Raw genomic sequence first — 15,550 nt, 5'->3', positions numbered from 1 at the left:
CGGGTTGTTACGACCGAAAGGGGCCTATTACCAGTGAGCAGTCTCGTTTTCAGCTCGGTGGATTCATAACACCCGTGACGAATCGACCGCTAAACCACACATAATGAGCAATTCATGTTTACTGTTCATGAATTGTATTTCGGTACTATTATATATCTGTACGATGGATTAATGACTTCTGAGATATAAATAATACAGCGACGCTGTCGACACTGCGAGAGTGGTGGTATCGAAACAGGAAAGCAGATCGCGTGACGGAAAAGTGTCACGCGATCGCTTGCCGCCCTGAATTGGTCCCCGCTGACGCTTCGGCCCTCCAAGCGAAGCGTCACGTGGACGATGCTGTGGAGAGTACTTAAATGTAACGACACGGTGTGGAGTAGTGGCCGACGAGAAGTGGCCCCGCTACGCTCGGCCGCGATCAGATGTGTTCTTCCTCGAGTACCCACCCGATCGCGCGCTTGTAGTACGTGAACATCTCCTCGACGCCGTCGTGTCGCATCTCGTCGCTCTCCAGGTGTTCTTTGAGGAATTCGTACTGCTCTCGGATTTCTTCTTCGTCGCGCATACCGGTGACTTTCGGCCGGGGACGCAAAAAAGCCGTCACGCTGACGGTCGGTGGTGCCCGGGAGTGGGGGACCTCGCGCTCCGTTTCCGTCGGGAAGGACGGAGTTTCGGTCCTGAAACGATTCTCAATGGTCGTCCGGCAGTCGAACACCGACGAAGCACCGGTTCCGTGTGGTCGTCTGGGAAGAGCGATCCAAGACGGAACTCGGCCTGCAGGAACCGATCGTGAGTTATCCGTCGCTCTCGTTTTCCGACGTGGCCTGCGCTAACTACCCGATAATACTGTATTGAACGACGCCGAACGATCGATGATTGTCACCGTGCTCGCATCTTCACAGGGCGGGATGTGTCTCGAGAAAGGGGACAGCAGCTCTCAGATCGCACGGCTAACTCGAGCCGTCGTGAGAATCACTCCGTGGACCGACCGCGATCCGTCACTACCGCGTAATGGGTCCGGTGGGACTTTTGGTGTCCCGACCGTAGCGACGTCCATGAAGATCCGGGGTGAGCGCGAATGCAAGGAGTGTGGGACGCGCTGGTCGTACTACGAGACCGGGAGCGTCGGATGTCCGGCCTGTGGCAGCCTCCGAAGCGTCGGCGTCGACGAACGCACCGAACACACCGATCTCGAGGTCGCGTTCGATCTCACCCCCGTCCGAAACGCGATCGACGAGACGTCGACCGACGACCTCGCCGAACGGGCCCGAGACCGGTGTCGCGAGTACGTACGCCGCCGAGGGTTCGTCAACGCCGGCAGCCTCCGCGAACTCGACGACGACTACCTCGCCGCGATCGAACTGCTCCACGTTGCGGACATCGTCGCCCGCGAAATCACGCTCGAGGAGCGTGAGGAGCTCTACTTCCTCTCCCTGCTCCGAGACGCCGACGGAGGCACGCGACCCCCCGTGGAGGAGGTTCCGAAATCGCTCCGGGCCGCTCGCGGACTCGCGTACGCGAACGCAGTTCGGGAGTACCGCCGCGACGTCCGGACCTGGACGGAAGACAGGGAACTGACCGCGAGCGAACGGACCGCCCTCGAGACCCTCGGTGAGCACGTCAAACGGATTCGAATGCTCGACGGCGACGTCGACCCGCGGGTCGCAGAGCGACTCGTCGGCGCGACCCGCGACCTGGCGAACGGATTGCGCGGCGACGAGGTCGCACTTTCCCAGGCCGAGGAACGGCTTGACGCGCTCGAATTCGGGTCGATCGACTGACGGAATCGAACGAGCGATTTGGACGACCGACTGCAAAACTATCCGCAGAGACGACTTGCGAACGCGTTTCCGGTTGGAGTTCAGGGAAGCTCGACGTCGACGTCTTCCTGCAGGCTCGCGGCCTTGACCGTGTTGTAAAGCAACATCGCGCGCGTCATCGGGCCGACGCCGCCGGGGACGGGGGTGATCGCGCTCGCTTTCTCTTTCGCGCTCTCGAACTCGACGTCGCCGACGAGTTCGTAGCCCTTGTCGGTGTCGGCGTCGACGCGGTTGACGCCCACGTCGATGACGACCGTCCCGACCGAGAGCATCGAGCCGTCGACGAGTTCCGGGACGCCAGCGGCGGCGACGACGATGTCCGCGCTCCGGGTCTTCGCTGCGAGGTCGTCGGTCCGCGAGTGACAGACGGTCACCGTCGCGTTGCCGTCGTCGGCTTTCTGGATCAGCAGATTGGCGAGCGGCTTGCCGACGATATCCGAACGGCCGACGATGGTCACGTCCTTGCCCTCCGTTTCGATGTCCGCCGACTCGAGCAGTTTCTGTACGCCGTGAGGAGTGCAGGGCCGGAACCGGGCGTCGCCGGCGACGAGCCGACCGACGTTCTCGGGGTGGAACCCGTCGACGTCTTTGATCGGGTCGATCCGCCGGATCACGTCGCGGTAGTCGACGTGGTCCGGGACCGGGGCCTGGACGATGTATCCGTGAACCTCGGGGTCCTCGTTGAGGTCCGCGATCGCATCGTACAGCTCCTCGGGCGGGGCATCGCCGTCGACGTCGACGTGGTGGCTCTCGATGCCGACCTCCTCGCAGTCGCGCTGTTTCATGTTCACGTAGGTCTGGCTCGCGGGGTCGTCGCCCATGAGCACGGTCGCCAGTCCCGGTCGCGAACCCGCGTCGGCCAGCGTCTCGATCGCGTCCGTCAGATCGTCGCGAATCTCGCTCGCGACGGCGTTGCCGTCGATGATCTCTGTCATTACTCGAGTGGGCGGCCGCGAGGCTCATTAATCCCCGGGTTCGTGCTCAGAACAGCGCCATATCTGGCCAGAATATACACGTTCGTGGACATGCCATCTCAGAATCGCTCGTCGAGGAACGATCTGATCGCGTCGGTGGCGGGTTCCGGATTTTCGAGGTTCGACGTGTGACCGGCCTCGGGAATCAGTTCCATCTCGGCGTCGGGGAGTTCATCGAGCATCGGCTCGGCTCTCGAGGGATCGATCGAGGGATCCTCCTCGCCGTGGACGATCAGGACCGGAACGTCGATCTCCGAGAGCCGATCGGTCACGTCCGGCCGGTCGAGCCAGGAGTGCAACTCGTTGTAGACCGCCGCGCCGGGATAGGTCGCCCAGCGGTCGACCCACGCCTCGACCAGTTCGGGGTTCTCCTCGCGGGTCGTCTCGCCGAAGAGGTACCCCGTCACGCCTTCCGCCAGGTCCCGTGGGTTCGAATCGGTCGACCCCTCGAGCGGCTCGACGAGCTCGCCGTAGACCTCCTGCTCTTCAGCGGTGTGCGGCGCTGCCATCGAGTCGATCAAGACGAGCCCGTCGACGCGCTCGGGGTACTCGAGCGCGAACCGAAGGCCCATGAACCCGCCCATCGACATCCCGGCGATGACGGCGCTGTCCTCGCCGATTCCGTCCAACAGCGCATCGCAGTCGTCGGCCAGATCCCGCAGATCGTAGCCCGGCGCGTATCGGTCCGTACGCGCGCGTAGATCATATGCTATGGCTCGGTACTCGTCTTTCAGGGCCTCGAGTTGCGGTGCGAACATCGTTCGGTCCATCAGCGTCCCGTGAGCGAAGACGATCGGCTGCCCGTCACCGACGTCGGTCGTCAGCGCATCGGGTCTGGCTCGATACATGTCGCTTGTCGGACTCTCAGTCATGGCAAGAGATAACGTAATACATGTAGAAAAAGCTACGTCATCTGGAACGACACGAGAAGCGGCGACCGATACCCCCTGACGAATCAGTTCGTCTCGCTTCGATCGGCGGTACCCGGTTCCGAAACGTCCCACTCGGCGGTGTCGCGCGCATCGGTCACTACCGGTGCGTACTCGTCCTCGAGCCCCCGATACTCGGTCGCGCCTGCCGCGTCGATGAGCGCGCTGGCCTGGCGCTCGTGAACCGTCCGCGCGACGGCCAGTGCGTCGGGATCGACGTCGACGTCGTTCGCTTCGAGTTCGGGGCCCAACCGATCCGTCCAGACGTCGTCCTCGAGGAGGCAGACTGCCCGGTGATCGGCGGAGAGCGGCGGGACGCCAGCGACGTGGTCACCCGTCCCGACGAGATCGAGGCGCTCGATCGCCTCGAGGACTCCGACGACGTCGGTTTCGCTGACATCGTGGTCGGGCTCCGCGAGGGTCGACTCGAACACCTCCGGATCGATGGGTGCACTCATCGTCTCGGGACGGGGTGTCGGATCGCCGCGGTCTTCGTGGTCGATGACTTCCTCCGCGACGGGGTCGCTGTCGTCCGCGACTCCCGGTAGCGGTTCGGCGCGATACGTCCGACCCTCGTCGAACCGGACTGGAACGAGCCCGATCGTTTCGCCGGCGGTGATGGCGTCGAACAGCAACGGGTCGTCGGCGTCGTACGCCTCGATCTCGAGGCCGAGTCCCGCGGGCGGCTCGGCACGAACCAGCGGGTCCGGAACCGGTGCCACGACCTCGCCGTTCTCCTCGCGGAGTTGCCGAGGATACGGCGCGTCGGCGGTGGCCGCGTCCTCGATTCCGGTAAACACGAGCATCGGCTCGTCCTCGTAGTCGTCGACGTCCCAGTCGATGTGGTCGCCCCTCGAGGCACCCATGTGGTCGGCCACTGGCGTCACTTCGACCGCTAGCGCCGAGGCCGTCGTCGCCGTCGTCTCTCGGAGCGCGAGCAACCGATCGCCGTCCAGAATCGTCCCCGTCGGGCGTGTGGACATGGCGGCGGTACGGTGACTCTGTTGAAAAACCGCGTGCCGGCGAGTGACAGGGACCGCTCCCCCGAACGAGAACAGGGCCGATACGCCTCCGGCTCTCGGTGGGGCGTAGAGAGAAACAGTCGAATCGAGAATCCTCGCGCTTCGGCGCGGGGAGGACGTTACTCGTACAGCGGGTTCTCCTCACACAGCGTCGCAACCTCCGAACGGACGTCCTCGAGGACGGCCTCGTCCTCGGGAGCGTCGACGACGCGAGCGATCAGGTCGCCGACCGTCCGGCAGTCGTCCTCGTCGAAACCGCGCGTGGTCAGCGCCGGCGTCCCGGCGCGAATACCGCTCGGATTGAACGGCGAGCGCGTCTCGCCGGGCACCGTGTTCCCGTTGAGGACGATGCCGGCTTCCTCGAGCGCCTCTTCGGCGTCGCCGCCTGAGGTGTCCGGATGGCTCTCGCGGAGGTCGACGAGAACCAGATGGTTGTCCGTGCCCTCGGAGACGAGCGAGAGACCGTTCTCCGAGAGGGACTCGCCGAGCGCTTTCGCGTTCGCGACCGTCTGCTCGGCGTAGTCCTCGAACTCGGGCTCGAGGGCTTCCTTGAAGCCGACGGCCTTGCCGGCGATGTTGTGCATGAGCGGGCCGCCCTGTCCGCCGGGGAAGACCGCCGCGTCGATGTCGTCGGCGTACTCCTCGTCGCACATGACGATCCCGCCGCGACCGGCACGGATCGTCTTGTGGGTCGAACCGGTGACGAAGTCGGCGATGCCGACCGGCGAGGGGTGGACGCCGGCGGCGACGAGGCCGGTGATGTGGGCGATGTCCGCGAGGTGGAACGCGTCGACGTCGTCGGCGGCGGCCTGAACACGTTCCCACTCGATCTCGCGCGGGTAGGCGGAGTACCCCGAGACGATGATGTCGGGGTCGAACTCGGCGGCGTGATCCGCGAGATCGTCGTAGTCGATGTAGCCCGTTTCGGGGTCGACTTCGTACTGTTCGACCTCGTAGAGCTGCCCCGTGAAGTTCGCCGGATGGCCGTGACTGAGGTGGCCGCCGTGGTTCAGGTCCAGGGAGAGGATCTTGTCGCCTGGCTCGAGCATCGCGAAGTAGACTGCCTGATTGGCCTGTGTCCCCGCGTGGGGCTGGACGTTGACGTGCTCGGCACCGAACAGTTCCGTCGCGCGGTCGATCGCGAGGCCTTCGACCTCGTCGGCGTACTCGCAGCCGCCGTAGTATCGCTCGCCCGGGTAGCCCTCGGCGTACTTGTTCGTCAGCGCGCTCCCCTGCGCGTCGATGACGGCCTCGCTGGCGTGGTTCTCGCTGGCGATCATCTGTAGCGTCTCTCGCTGGCGGTCTACCTCGCCCTCGAGGGCGTCTGCGACGGCGGGATCGACGTCCCGAACCGTATCGTGGTTCATATCCGAAATGCGGTCTGGCGGCTGTATAAGTGTACCCTTCCCCGGCAAGTCGAGCCACTACCTGGTCGGGAATCCGTTCCGGTCGAACGTGGCTTCCCAGGAAATTCATCTCAGCCCGATACAACTAACTTGTCTCAGTGACATTCAGCCAACCGAATGATAGAGTGGGCGGTAGACGGCGACACCCTCCACGTCACCGACGCGGACAACGCCGAGCTAACGGTCAACGGTGACGAACTCGTCGTCGACGACTCCGGCGTCGACATCTCGCGTCCGGTCGACGATACGATCGTCCTGACGACGGACGAGCTCCGGTTCCCGCACGCGGTCGTCTACGCGTTCTCGCTCGGTCTCGAGGACCAGTACGAACTCGACCCCAGCGGGGACCCACTCACGCTGTCTCCCGGCGAGTACGTCGTCGACGTCGACACGGAGATCAAGGCCTATCTCCGATTTTCCGGCGGTGCAACGATTCAGAAGACCGACGACTACGAGTCGATCATCGTCTCCTTTCCCGACCGAACTCGCGTTATCCTCGGCGTCCGGTGCCGCCACGAGTTCCCCGCCGGCACCATCACCGTCCCCGACTCCCCGTCGGCGATCGCCGAGGCCGTCACCCACATGGCCGCCTCGCACAAAACCGACGGACCGGACCGGTCGTACCCGACCCTCCGTGGCCATCCCTCGCTGATCGAGCACGGCGATTCCCTCGAGGTCCCGGAATACATCCGGTCCGACACTCCCGATAACGGGATCGAACTGGTCGTCCCGCCGGACTACGAGTCGTTGTTCACGACTGCGCCGCTGGCGTACTACGTGCAGGCGACGGTGCGGACGACGGAGGAAGTGCTCGGGAACCGACCCAGGTCGGATCGCACCCGGCCACGACTCCGACTGCTCGATCACGCGATCGAGAAGGAGCTTTCACCGATGCCCGAGCTGGAGCGCGACGTCGAGCGGCTGCTCCGGAAGACGTTCTTCCTGGACTGCCTGGTGCGTAACGTCGGCCCCTACGGAACGAACCTTTCGGAGCGCAGCCTGCTGGATGCCCTCGGGCTCGATGCAGAAGCGCTGTACCACGCCTCGCTGCAGGATCGACTCGCTACGTATCTCGACATCCCGTACGCGGCGATCAAACACCGCCTCCCGGAGTGGCACCTGTCGACGTACGTGACGCCGACCTACGACAGCGTCGAAACGCTGCCGTTCCTGCTCGATCGGTTGAGTATGATTTACACCCCTCGAACCTCCGAACTCGAGGGGCAGGAACTGGTCGAACGCTCCCTCGAGGACTTCTATCGGGGTCAGGGACCCGTTCCCGGCGCAGGGGCCGGAGCCGGAACCAATCCCCGAACGGGCGCCAGTAGCGGAGGACCGATCGGTTCCTACAGGGCCAGCACCGGACAGGTCGCCTCGGTGGACATCGTCAAACCCGAACTCCGGGGCGGCCGAGCGCACGGCTGGCTCGCGGACGGCGTTCCGATCGACGTCTTCAAATCCGCACCCGAGGCCTACCACAACCGACTCGACTTCCTCGAGCGGGCGAGCGATTCGACCTCGATCTGCGTCGTGCTGAACGATCCCGAGATGGCCGGCGAACACGACGACGTCGCCGAAATATACCGCCAGCGATCGGAGGACCTCTCCATGGACGTGACCGTCGCGGAGTCCCTCGAAACCGATGCACTTGCCAGGATCTTCGAGGACGATCACGATTTCGTGCACTATATCGGCCACTGCGAGACCAGTGGACTCCGGTGTCCCGACGGGACGCTCGCGACCTCGAGTCTCGACCGGTGCAACGCACAGACGTTCTTCCTCAACGCCTGTGGCTCCTATTACGAAGGGATGCAGTTGATCGAAAAGGGGATCGTCGCCGGTGCCGTGACGTTCACGAAAGTCCTGAACGACCACGCGGTCAAAGTCGGATCGACGTTCGCCAAACTGCTGGTCCACGGCTTCAGCATCGAGCGGGCGATGGGACTCGCCCGCAGGCGAATCATGATGGGCAAAGACTACGCCGTCGTCGGAGACGGCACCCACTCGCTCGTTCAGGGTGAAAACCAGCTTCCGACGACTGCGAAACTCGAGGAACTCGACGAAGCCGATGGCGAACGCCGGTACCTGCTGACGCTCGATTGTTACTCCACGCGGGTGACCGGCTCGTACTATTTCCCCCACACCGACGGTAACGAGTACGCCCACCTCTGCGGGAACGAATCGAGTTTCACCCTCACGGAGTCGGCGCTCGCAACCATGCTCGACGAAACGGCGGCGTCGGTGATCTACGACGGGGATATCTACTGGTCGAAAGAACTGAGTCGCCAGTTCGAACGCTGACTACGTTTACGGCCCGCCGTACGTACTGACGCGCTTCGCTCGTGCGGGAAACCGCCCCGTCGGACGATCGGTCTCTAGCATCGTTCGCGCTCCGTCGACCAGCTCCTGAACGACCCACCACGGTCGTACATGTCGAACACCCATACGATACCGACTAACACGCTTCCAATATATAGATATTGGTGATGCGGATACCAGTCAGACGATCGTCATACGCCGCGGCGATTGATCGAATTACCGACAGTGGCGTTCAACGTTCGTCGAGGCATGTAAGTGATAGCCATCATTCATCGGCGAACTAATGAATTATGGGACAAAAATTACCGGTACAGGCCCGAGAGGAGAAGTTCTGGTGTGCAAACGGCCACCAAAATTAAGTAGGCTGCTCTCGATTACTTCTGTATAGGCATGACCTCGAATTTACTAAACCACCAGATTGACGATATCCTCGAGTCCGTCCTCGAGGATGCGAGCGGTGACGTGTACATGGTTAACCCGTCGCGGGACGCCATCGAAGAGTTCGTTTCCGTCGCGACCGCGTTCGACGGGGACCTGCCGTCGGTACACATGCTCGCCGACGAGCGGACGCTGAAAGACGTCATGGACGATTTCATCGTCGCCTCGAACGCCGCCGACCTCATCAGCGAGGGTGCGCTTTCGCTGCGAACCCTCGACGAGGCACCCGAGAACTCGCTGCTCGTCAGCGAGGACCGCGTCATCGCACTCGTCCACGCTGGCGACCGCGTCGGCGGACTCATTACCGACGACGACAGCTTCGTCGAGGACACCTACGACACGTACGCCGGTCGCTGGGAGGACGCCGCCGACTTCAACCTCCGGACGCCGCCGATCACGAACGTCCGCGAAACCCTCTCCGACGAGATCAGTCCCGCCGCCGAGGAAGACTTCACCGCCATCCTCAACTCGCTCGAGACCGCTCGCGGCGACGGCGACGGCCTCGACGAAGTGACCATCTCGCTGCTCGTGGCAGCCAAGAACGAGGCCCTGCTCTACGACATCAGCAAATGGGGCGAGGACGTCGGGATCGCCTCCAAGGCGACGTTCTCCCGCACGAAGACCAAGCTCGAGGACATGGGCCTGATCGACACCGAGAAGGTTCCCATCGACGTCGGTCGTCCGCGGCTCCGCCTGAAAATCGGCGACGACCGCCTCAGCGAGGCCGACAACGGCCAGCTCGCGACGGTTGCACAGTCGATTCTCAACTAACAACCTTTTACTCTGCAGTCTATCGCGAGCGAAGCGCTCAGCGCTTCGCTCGCGATGTCCCTCGGTAAAAGGTTGATCAAAAGCACTCGCACCGACCTTTTTCCGCTCGGGTTCACTTCGTTCACCACTCGCGCAAAAAATCTTGACCAAAAAAGGCCGCTCGCTCACTTCGTTCGCTCGCGGTAGATTACGGGTAAGCGCCTGCCCTCCCCCGGGTCCCGCGCCCTCACAGTTCGTTCGGGCGCGGTCCCGGCCACAGCGTTCTACGATTGATTCGCTGTTCGGTTTCTATGGCGCAAACCCCAAGTCGACGCCGTGAGACGGGTCAAATATGTACGAGGCCGTCCACGCCCATCCCGACGGACAGAGCACGGTCGCCAGGCTCGCGAAGACGGCGGCCGACTACGGGTACGAGGGCGTGGTCGTGCGCAATCACGCCGACGCTCGAGCAGCGTACGACCCCGAAGCGATCCGCGAGGAGTACGGGATCGACGTCGTCGAGGGAGTGGAGATCCGGGCCGACGATCCCCAGCAGGCGAGCGGGTCGGTGGGGAACTACCGAACGTCGGAGACGATCGTCGGGATCCACGGGGGGACGACGGCGCTGAATCGCTTCGCCGTCGAACAGGCGAAGGTCGACGTGCTCGCCCACCCGATGACAGGGAACGGGGACGTCAATCACGTCCTGGCGAAAGCCGCCGTCGAGAACGGCGTTCGCCTCGAGTTCGACCTCTCGGGCGTGCTGCGAGAGAGCGGCGGTCGCCGCGTCCGCATCCTGCAATCGCTGCGAAAGCTCCGGGAGATCGTCGATCACTACGACGCGCCCTACGTCGTGAGCGCCGAGCCGACCTCGCACCTCGAGTTGCGGGCTCCCCGGGAACTGAAAGCGCTCGGCGAGCAGATCGGTTTTTCCGGCGAGTTCGTCGAGGAGGGTCTCGCAGAGTGGGGACGGCTGGCCGAGCGAAATCGACACGTCGACTCCGAGTCGTTCATTGAGCCGGGGGTCGAACGGGGGAGATATGAAGAAGAGCCTTGAGGAACACGCCGCCCGCTTCGACGAGAAGGCCGGCGAGTACGACGACTCGAAGTCCGACGAGTACCACGCCTGTGCGAACCTCGTCGTGGAACACGCCGCTCCCGAACCCGACGACGTCGTCCTCGACCTTGCGACAGGAACCGGCGCGATCGCGCTCGCGCTCGCCCCCGACGCGACACGCGTCGTCGGCCGGGACATCAGCGAGGGCATGCTCGAGGAAGCCGAACGGAAAGCCGCGGACGCGGGACTCGAGAACCTGTCGTTCGATACCGGCAGTTTCCGGGAGCCGAACTACGACGGCCCGGTCGACGTGGTCACCTCGAACTTCGCCCTGCACCACCTCTCGGACGAGGAAAAGCGCGAGGCGATCGCCGTCATCGCCGATCTCGAGCCCCGGAAATTCGTCCTCGGGGACGTGATGTTCTTCGGAGAGCCCAACCCGGACGAGCCGTTTTACTCGCCCGAGGTCGACGATCCGGCGACCGTCGGGGAACTCGCGGACGCCTTTACCGACGCCGGCTTCTCGCTGACGGCGGTCGAGCGCGTCCACGACCAGGTCGGCGTGCTGGTCGCGGAGCGAAGTTCGACCGCGGACGACGCGGCCGGGGAGGAATGAAACACCTCCCGAAGCACCTCCGTCCGCGCTGGCGTTATCTCGCGGTCGAACTCGAGACGTGGCCGGACGAGCGAATCGGAAGACGATCCTTTCAGCGGGAGCTGTGGTACGCGGGCCAGAACTTGCTCGGCGATCCGGGCAGTGCTGACGCCGAGCTGTCGGTCGTTCGGTTCGGGTTCGCCGACGGACGGGGGGAGGCGCTCGTCAAAGCCCGCCGCGGAGAGACCGAGCCGGCACGCGCGGCCCTCGCCTGTATCGACGAGATCGACGGTGCTGCGGTCGGCCTTCGGGTCCGCGGTATCAGTGGCACGATCCGGGCCGCTGAAGAAAACTATTTAGGACGCGACGGGCAAGATTCGGGAGAGAGAAACGTCGTGTTCGGGAACGAAGAGCGAGTCGCCGTCCTGCGGGACGGCGTTGGGGACGTGCGACTCGATGATGCGTTCGTGGGCGCGACAGACCTCGATTACGATTTAGTGTGATACTATGCAGGGACAACAACAACAGCAGGCATACGACCGCGGCATCACGATCTTCTCGCCCGACGGCCGACTCTACCAGGTCGAGTACGCTCGCGAGGCGGTCAAACGAGGCACGGCGAGTATCGGTGTCCGAACGAACGACGGCGTCGTCCTCGCCGTCGACAAGCGAGTTCCGTCACCGCTCCTCGAGGACTCGAGCGTCGAGAAGATCCACAAGGCCGACGACCACGTCGGGATCGCCAGCGCGGGCCACGTCGCTGACGCCCGCCAGCTGATCGACTTCGCGCGCCGCCAGACGCAGGTCAACCAGCTACGTTACGGCGAACCGATCGGCGTCGAGACGCTGACCAAGGAAGTCACCGACCACATCCAGCAGTACACCCAGGTCGGCGGCGCCCGACCGTTCGGCGTCGCGCTGATCGTCGGCGGCATCGACAACGGCGAACCGCGCCTGTTCGAGACCGACCCCTCGGGGACGCCCTACGAGTGGAAGGCGCTCGCCGTCGGCTCCGACCGCGGCGAACTCCAGACCTACCTCGAGGAGAACTACGACGACGAGGCCGACCTCGACGGCGGCATCCAGCTCGCCCTCGACGCGCTCGCGTCCGTCAACGACGGTTCCCTGCTCCCCAACGAAGTGGGGCTGGCGACCGTCGACGTCGAAACCGAATCCTTCGAACAGTTCGACCGCGACCGGATCCAGTCTCATCTCGAGGAGAACGACCTCCTCGATACGGGCGAGGACGAGGACGAAGCCGACGACGAACCGTCCGAGTAATCGAGGCGTCGATTCCGCGCTCCGACGGCCGTTTTCCCACGCTCGCCACGAAATCCCACAGCAAACCGCATATCACGATCGGCAGGCGGCTCGGTGAGGTAACGATCGGTCACAGTCCGACACGACACACTGGACATTGAGCCCGATCAGCGGATCGGGTCGGGAAACACTCTTTTCATTGGCGGAGGAATCGTCACGTATGATTTCGCTTGACGAGGCAGTGACGGCGCGACTCGAGTCACACGGGGCGCGCTTCGAAGTGCTCGTAGATCCGGACGCGGCGCTGGAGATCAAACGCGACGAGTTCGACGGCGACCTCGAGGACGTGATCGCCGCCGAGGACGTCTTCGAGGACGCCTCTCGCGGTGATCGGCCGGCGGAGGCCGATCTCGAGAAGGTCTTCGACACGACGGAACCCCTCGAGATCATCCCCGAAGTGATCAAACAGGGGGAGATACAGATCACGGCCGATCAGCGCCGCGAGATGCAAGAGCAAAAGCGCAAGCAGCTGATCGATACCATCACGCGCAACGCGGTCAATCCGCAGATGGACAACGCGCCGCATCCTCCCGAGCGGATCGAGAACGCCCTGGAGGAGGCCGGCTTCACTGTCGATCCGATGGAACCGGTTCAGGAGCAGGTCGACGACGCGCTGGACGCGTTGCGGCCGGTGATCCCGATCCGGTTCGAGGAGGTCACCGTCGCCGTGCAGGTGCCCGCCGATCACGCGGGCAGCGCACAGGCGAAGATCCGACAGTTCGGCGATCTCGAGCGCGAGGAGTGGCAAAACGACGGCTCGTGGATCGGCGTGCTCACGTTCCCAGCGGGGCTCCAAAACGAGTTTTACGACACGGTCAACGAACACACCAGCGGTAACGCGGAGACAGAGATCGTGAAGGACAAAGACGATCTGAAGACGCGATAGCGGAATCGCGCGCCGCTGGACCGGCTGTCGTCGCTATCCGCGCTTGAATCCGATCAGAAAACCGCCGGTGAAGCCCGCACCGATCGACAGCGTCGAGATCATCGACTGAATCCAGCTGATGTCCGCCGCGTCCTGTGCGCGCGCTTGCGTTTTCAGCAGGCCCGCGGACAGCCGGTTCCAGTCGACGATGAGGATTCCCTGCGACTCGAGGTAGCGAAAGACCATCAGCTGGACCCCGACGATGACCGCGAGGAGCTTCGCGAGCTTCTTCGTGGCGAACCCGATGAGGCCGCCGATGGCCGCGCCGCCCCCGAACTCCATACCGAGAGTCGTTGGGTCGAGATCTATCATTATACGATCCCTATCGAGTCAGTTCTTATGACTGTTGCGGTCGGATGCGTCTCAGGAGCGGTCCCCGAGTGAATCCGAAGGCGGTGGCGGGCGCGGGATTCAAGACGGTTCACCGCGTACGGATGCGTATGAATCACGTGCGTCCAACGGAGGTGCGCGACCGGCATCGTTGACGTAGTCCGGTCTACGCGGCAGCGCCCGCGATACCAGTGGAACCGGCGTGTGCGAGCGAGGAATCACACGGTCGACCAGCGACACCGCTCGGACCACGGCCGTCCGCGCCCGGGATACACACAGCCACTCGCATGAACACGATAGTCGTCAAACGCGTCGATTCAGGGACGGCCGACACGAGCGAGATCCGCGATCTGGCTCGCGCAGCGGGATACACCGTCGTCGGCGAGGTCACGCAGTCCAGACGTGCCGATCCGGCCCTCCAGATCGGAGAGGGGAAAGCCGAGGAGGTCGCCGAACTCGTCGAGGAGACTGAGGCGACGACCGTCATCTTCGACAACCGGCTCGGTCCGTACCAGACGTACAACCTCGGCCAGCTCTTCCCGTCGGGCGTCGAGGTTATCGACCGGTTCACGCTGATCCTCGAGATATTCGGCCAGCGCGCCCAGACGCGGAAGGCCCAGCTCCAGGTCGAGTTGGCCGAACTCCGGTACGAACTGCCCCGCGCGGAGGCGAAAACGAGCCTCGCCAAACGCGAGGAACACCCCGGCTTCATGGGCCTCGGTGAGTACGACGAGAGCCGCGAGCGTGACATCAAGGCCCAGATCAGCCGGATCAACGACGAACTCGAGCGGATCGAGCAGACCGAACAACATCGCCGGGAGCGCCGGCGCGATTCGGGGTTCGATCTCGTCGCGCTGGCCGGCTACACCAACGCGGGCAAGTCGACGCTGTTGCGCCAGCTCGCGACCGACCTCGAGGTCGAGGAGAACGAGGAGCTCCACCCCGATCTGGACCCGACGGCCGAGTCCCAGGACAAGCTGTTCACGACGCTGGGGACGACGACCCGGCGTGCGGCGATCGATCGGCGGGACGTGCTGGTGACCGACACCGTCGGGTTCATCAGCGACCTTCCCCACTGGCTGGTCGAGTCGTTCAAGTCGACGCTGGATTCGGTCTACCGGGCGGATCTGGTCTTGCTCGTGGTCGACGTCAGCGAGCCGGTCGACGAGATCCACGAGAAGCTAGTCACCTCTCACGACACGCTCTACGAGCGCAACGAGGCACCGATCGTGACGGTCCTGAACAAGATCGATCAGGTCAGCGACGAGGACCTCGCGGAGAAGCGCGAGGCCCTCTCGTCGCTCGCGCCGAACCCGGTCGCGGTCAGCGCCAAGGACGGACTCAACGTCGACCGCCTGCTCGAGCGGATCGACGACGAACTGCCCGACTGGGAAGAAGAGCGGCTGATGCTTCCGATGACCGACGACACGATGAGCGTCGTCTCGTGGATCCACGACAACGCGAACGTCGACGACGTCACCTACGGCGACGAGGACGTCGTCGTCTCCTTCGAGGCCCGACCGGCGGTCATCTCACAGGCGCGCTCGCGCGCGAGCGAGTTGCGGACGACGGCCGCGGAATCGGCATCGTAGCGGACCAGCCGGTTCGGTCGAGTAGTCAGTATCCATCGATTCTGGACCGCGCCGCAAGTGCGATCGCCGT

The 15,550-nt window shown here is 63.9% G+C and carries 15 protein-coding genes; 9 read left to right on the top strand and 6 right to left on the bottom strand.

The features are described 5' to 3' along the window. Nucleotides 1–421 precede the first annotated feature (421 nt). Nucleotides 422–568, bottom strand: coding sequence for a hypothetical protein (locus LDB05_RS02345; RefSeq protein WP_007142875.1), 147 nt, complete (start codon nt 566–568; stop codon nt 422–424). A 490-nt stretch (nt 569–1,058) separates the two neighbouring features. Between LDB05_RS02345 and LDB05_RS02340 the strand changes: the two genes are divergently transcribed. Further along, on the top strand, nt 1,059–1,784 hold the full coding sequence (locus tag LDB05_RS02340; protein WP_226006323.1) for a DUF7117 family protein: 726 nt from the start codon (nt 1,059–1,061) through the stop codon (nt 1,782–1,784). Nucleotides 1,785–1,864: 80 nt separating this feature from the next. On the opposite strand, the gene LDB05_RS02335 is transcribed toward LDB05_RS02340, so the two are convergent. From LDB05_RS02335 to glyA, 4 genes are all read right to left on the bottom strand, one after another. Beyond that, nucleotides 1,865–2,758, bottom strand: a complete 894-nt coding sequence (locus tag LDB05_RS02335) for a bifunctional methylenetetrahydrofolate dehydrogenase/methenyltetrahydrofolate cyclohydrolase (RefSeq protein ID WP_226006322.1) — start codon at nt 2,756–2,758, stop codon at nt 1,865–1,867. Between the two features lie 98 nt (nt 2,759–2,856). Then, nucleotides 2,857–3,669, bottom strand: a complete 813-nt coding sequence (locus LDB05_RS02330) for an alpha/beta fold hydrolase (RefSeq protein WP_226006321.1) — start codon at nt 3,667–3,669, stop codon at nt 2,857–2,859. An 83-nt stretch (nt 3,670–3,752) separates the two neighbouring features. After that, nucleotides 3,753–4,709, bottom strand: a complete 957-nt coding sequence (locus tag LDB05_RS02325) for a hypothetical protein (RefSeq protein WP_226006320.1) — start codon at nt 4,707–4,709, stop codon at nt 3,753–3,755. A gap of 158 nt (nt 4,710–4,867) precedes the next feature. Continuing rightward, entirely contained in the window at nt 4,868–6,115 is a 1,248-nt protein-coding gene (gene glyA, locus LDB05_RS02320; protein ID WP_226006319.1) for a serine hydroxymethyltransferase, read from the bottom strand. Between the two features lie 156 nt (nt 6,116–6,271). Here glyA and LDB05_RS02315 point away from each other — a divergent pair, with 156 nt between their 5' ends. The 7 genes from LDB05_RS02315 to LDB05_RS02285 all read left to right on the top strand — a co-directional run bounded on the left by LDB05_RS02315 (nt 6,272) and on the right by LDB05_RS02285 (nt 13,519). Further along, nucleotides 6,272–8,455 (top strand): hypothetical protein, encoded by a 2,184-nt coding sequence (locus tag LDB05_RS02315; RefSeq protein ID WP_226006318.1) that lies wholly within the window; start codon nt 6,272–6,274, stop codon nt 8,453–8,455. A 408-nt stretch (nt 8,456–8,863) separates the two neighbouring features. Continuing rightward, nucleotides 8,864–9,682 (top strand): transcriptional regulator TbsP, encoded by an 819-nt coding sequence (gene tbsP, locus LDB05_RS02310; protein ID WP_226006317.1) that lies wholly within the window; start codon nt 8,864–8,866, stop codon nt 9,680–9,682. A 331-nt stretch (nt 9,683–10,013) separates the two neighbouring features. Further along, nucleotides 10,014–10,718 carry an RNase P subunit p30 family protein gene (locus LDB05_RS02305; RefSeq protein WP_226006316.1) on the top strand — a complete coding sequence of 235 codons (705 nt, stop codon included), beginning with the start codon at nt 10,014–10,016 and terminating at the stop codon, nt 10,716–10,718. Continuing rightward, nucleotides 10,702–11,334 (top strand): class I SAM-dependent methyltransferase, encoded by a 633-nt coding sequence (locus LDB05_RS02300; protein WP_226006315.1) that lies wholly within the window; start codon nt 10,702–10,704, stop codon nt 11,332–11,334. Before LDB05_RS02305 ends, LDB05_RS02300 begins: the two co-directional genes overlap by 17 nt. Beyond that, nucleotides 11,331–11,816, top strand: a complete 486-nt coding sequence (locus tag LDB05_RS02295) for an Rpp14/Pop5 family protein (protein WP_226006314.1) — start codon at nt 11,331–11,333, stop codon at nt 11,814–11,816. Before LDB05_RS02300 ends, LDB05_RS02295 begins: the two co-directional genes overlap by 4 nt. Before the next feature lie 4 nt (nt 11,817–11,820). Next, entirely contained in the window at nt 11,821–12,594 is a 774-nt protein-coding gene (gene psmA / locus LDB05_RS02290) for an archaeal proteasome endopeptidase complex subunit alpha (protein WP_226006313.1), read from the top strand. 199 nt (nt 12,595–12,793) lie between these two features. Then, on the top strand, nt 12,794–13,519 hold the full coding sequence (locus LDB05_RS02285) for a ribosome assembly factor SBDS (protein ID WP_226006312.1): 726 nt from the start codon (nt 12,794–12,796) through the stop codon (nt 13,517–13,519). A 33-nt stretch (nt 13,520–13,552) separates the two neighbouring features. On the opposite strand, the gene LDB05_RS02280 is transcribed toward LDB05_RS02285, so the two are convergent. Further along, nucleotides 13,553–13,870, bottom strand: a complete 318-nt coding sequence (locus LDB05_RS02280; protein WP_226006311.1) for an FUN14 domain-containing protein — start codon at nt 13,868–13,870, stop codon at nt 13,553–13,555. Nucleotides 13,871–14,175: 305 nt separating this feature from the next. On the opposite strand from LDB05_RS02280, the gene hflX reads away from it, so the two are divergent. Continuing rightward, entirely contained in the window at nt 14,176–15,480 is a 1,305-nt protein-coding gene (gene hflX, locus LDB05_RS02275; RefSeq protein WP_226006310.1) for a GTPase HflX, read from the top strand. Nucleotides 15,481–15,550 lie beyond the last annotated feature (70 nt).

This window comes from Natrinema salinisoli (assembly GCF_020405205.1).
Taxonomy (GTDB): Archaea; Halobacteriota; Halobacteria; order Halobacteriales; family Natrialbaceae; genus Natrinema; species Natrinema salinisoli.
The sequence above is the reverse complement of the archived record's forward strand: the minus strand, read 5'-3'. Positions and strand labels throughout refer to the sequence as shown.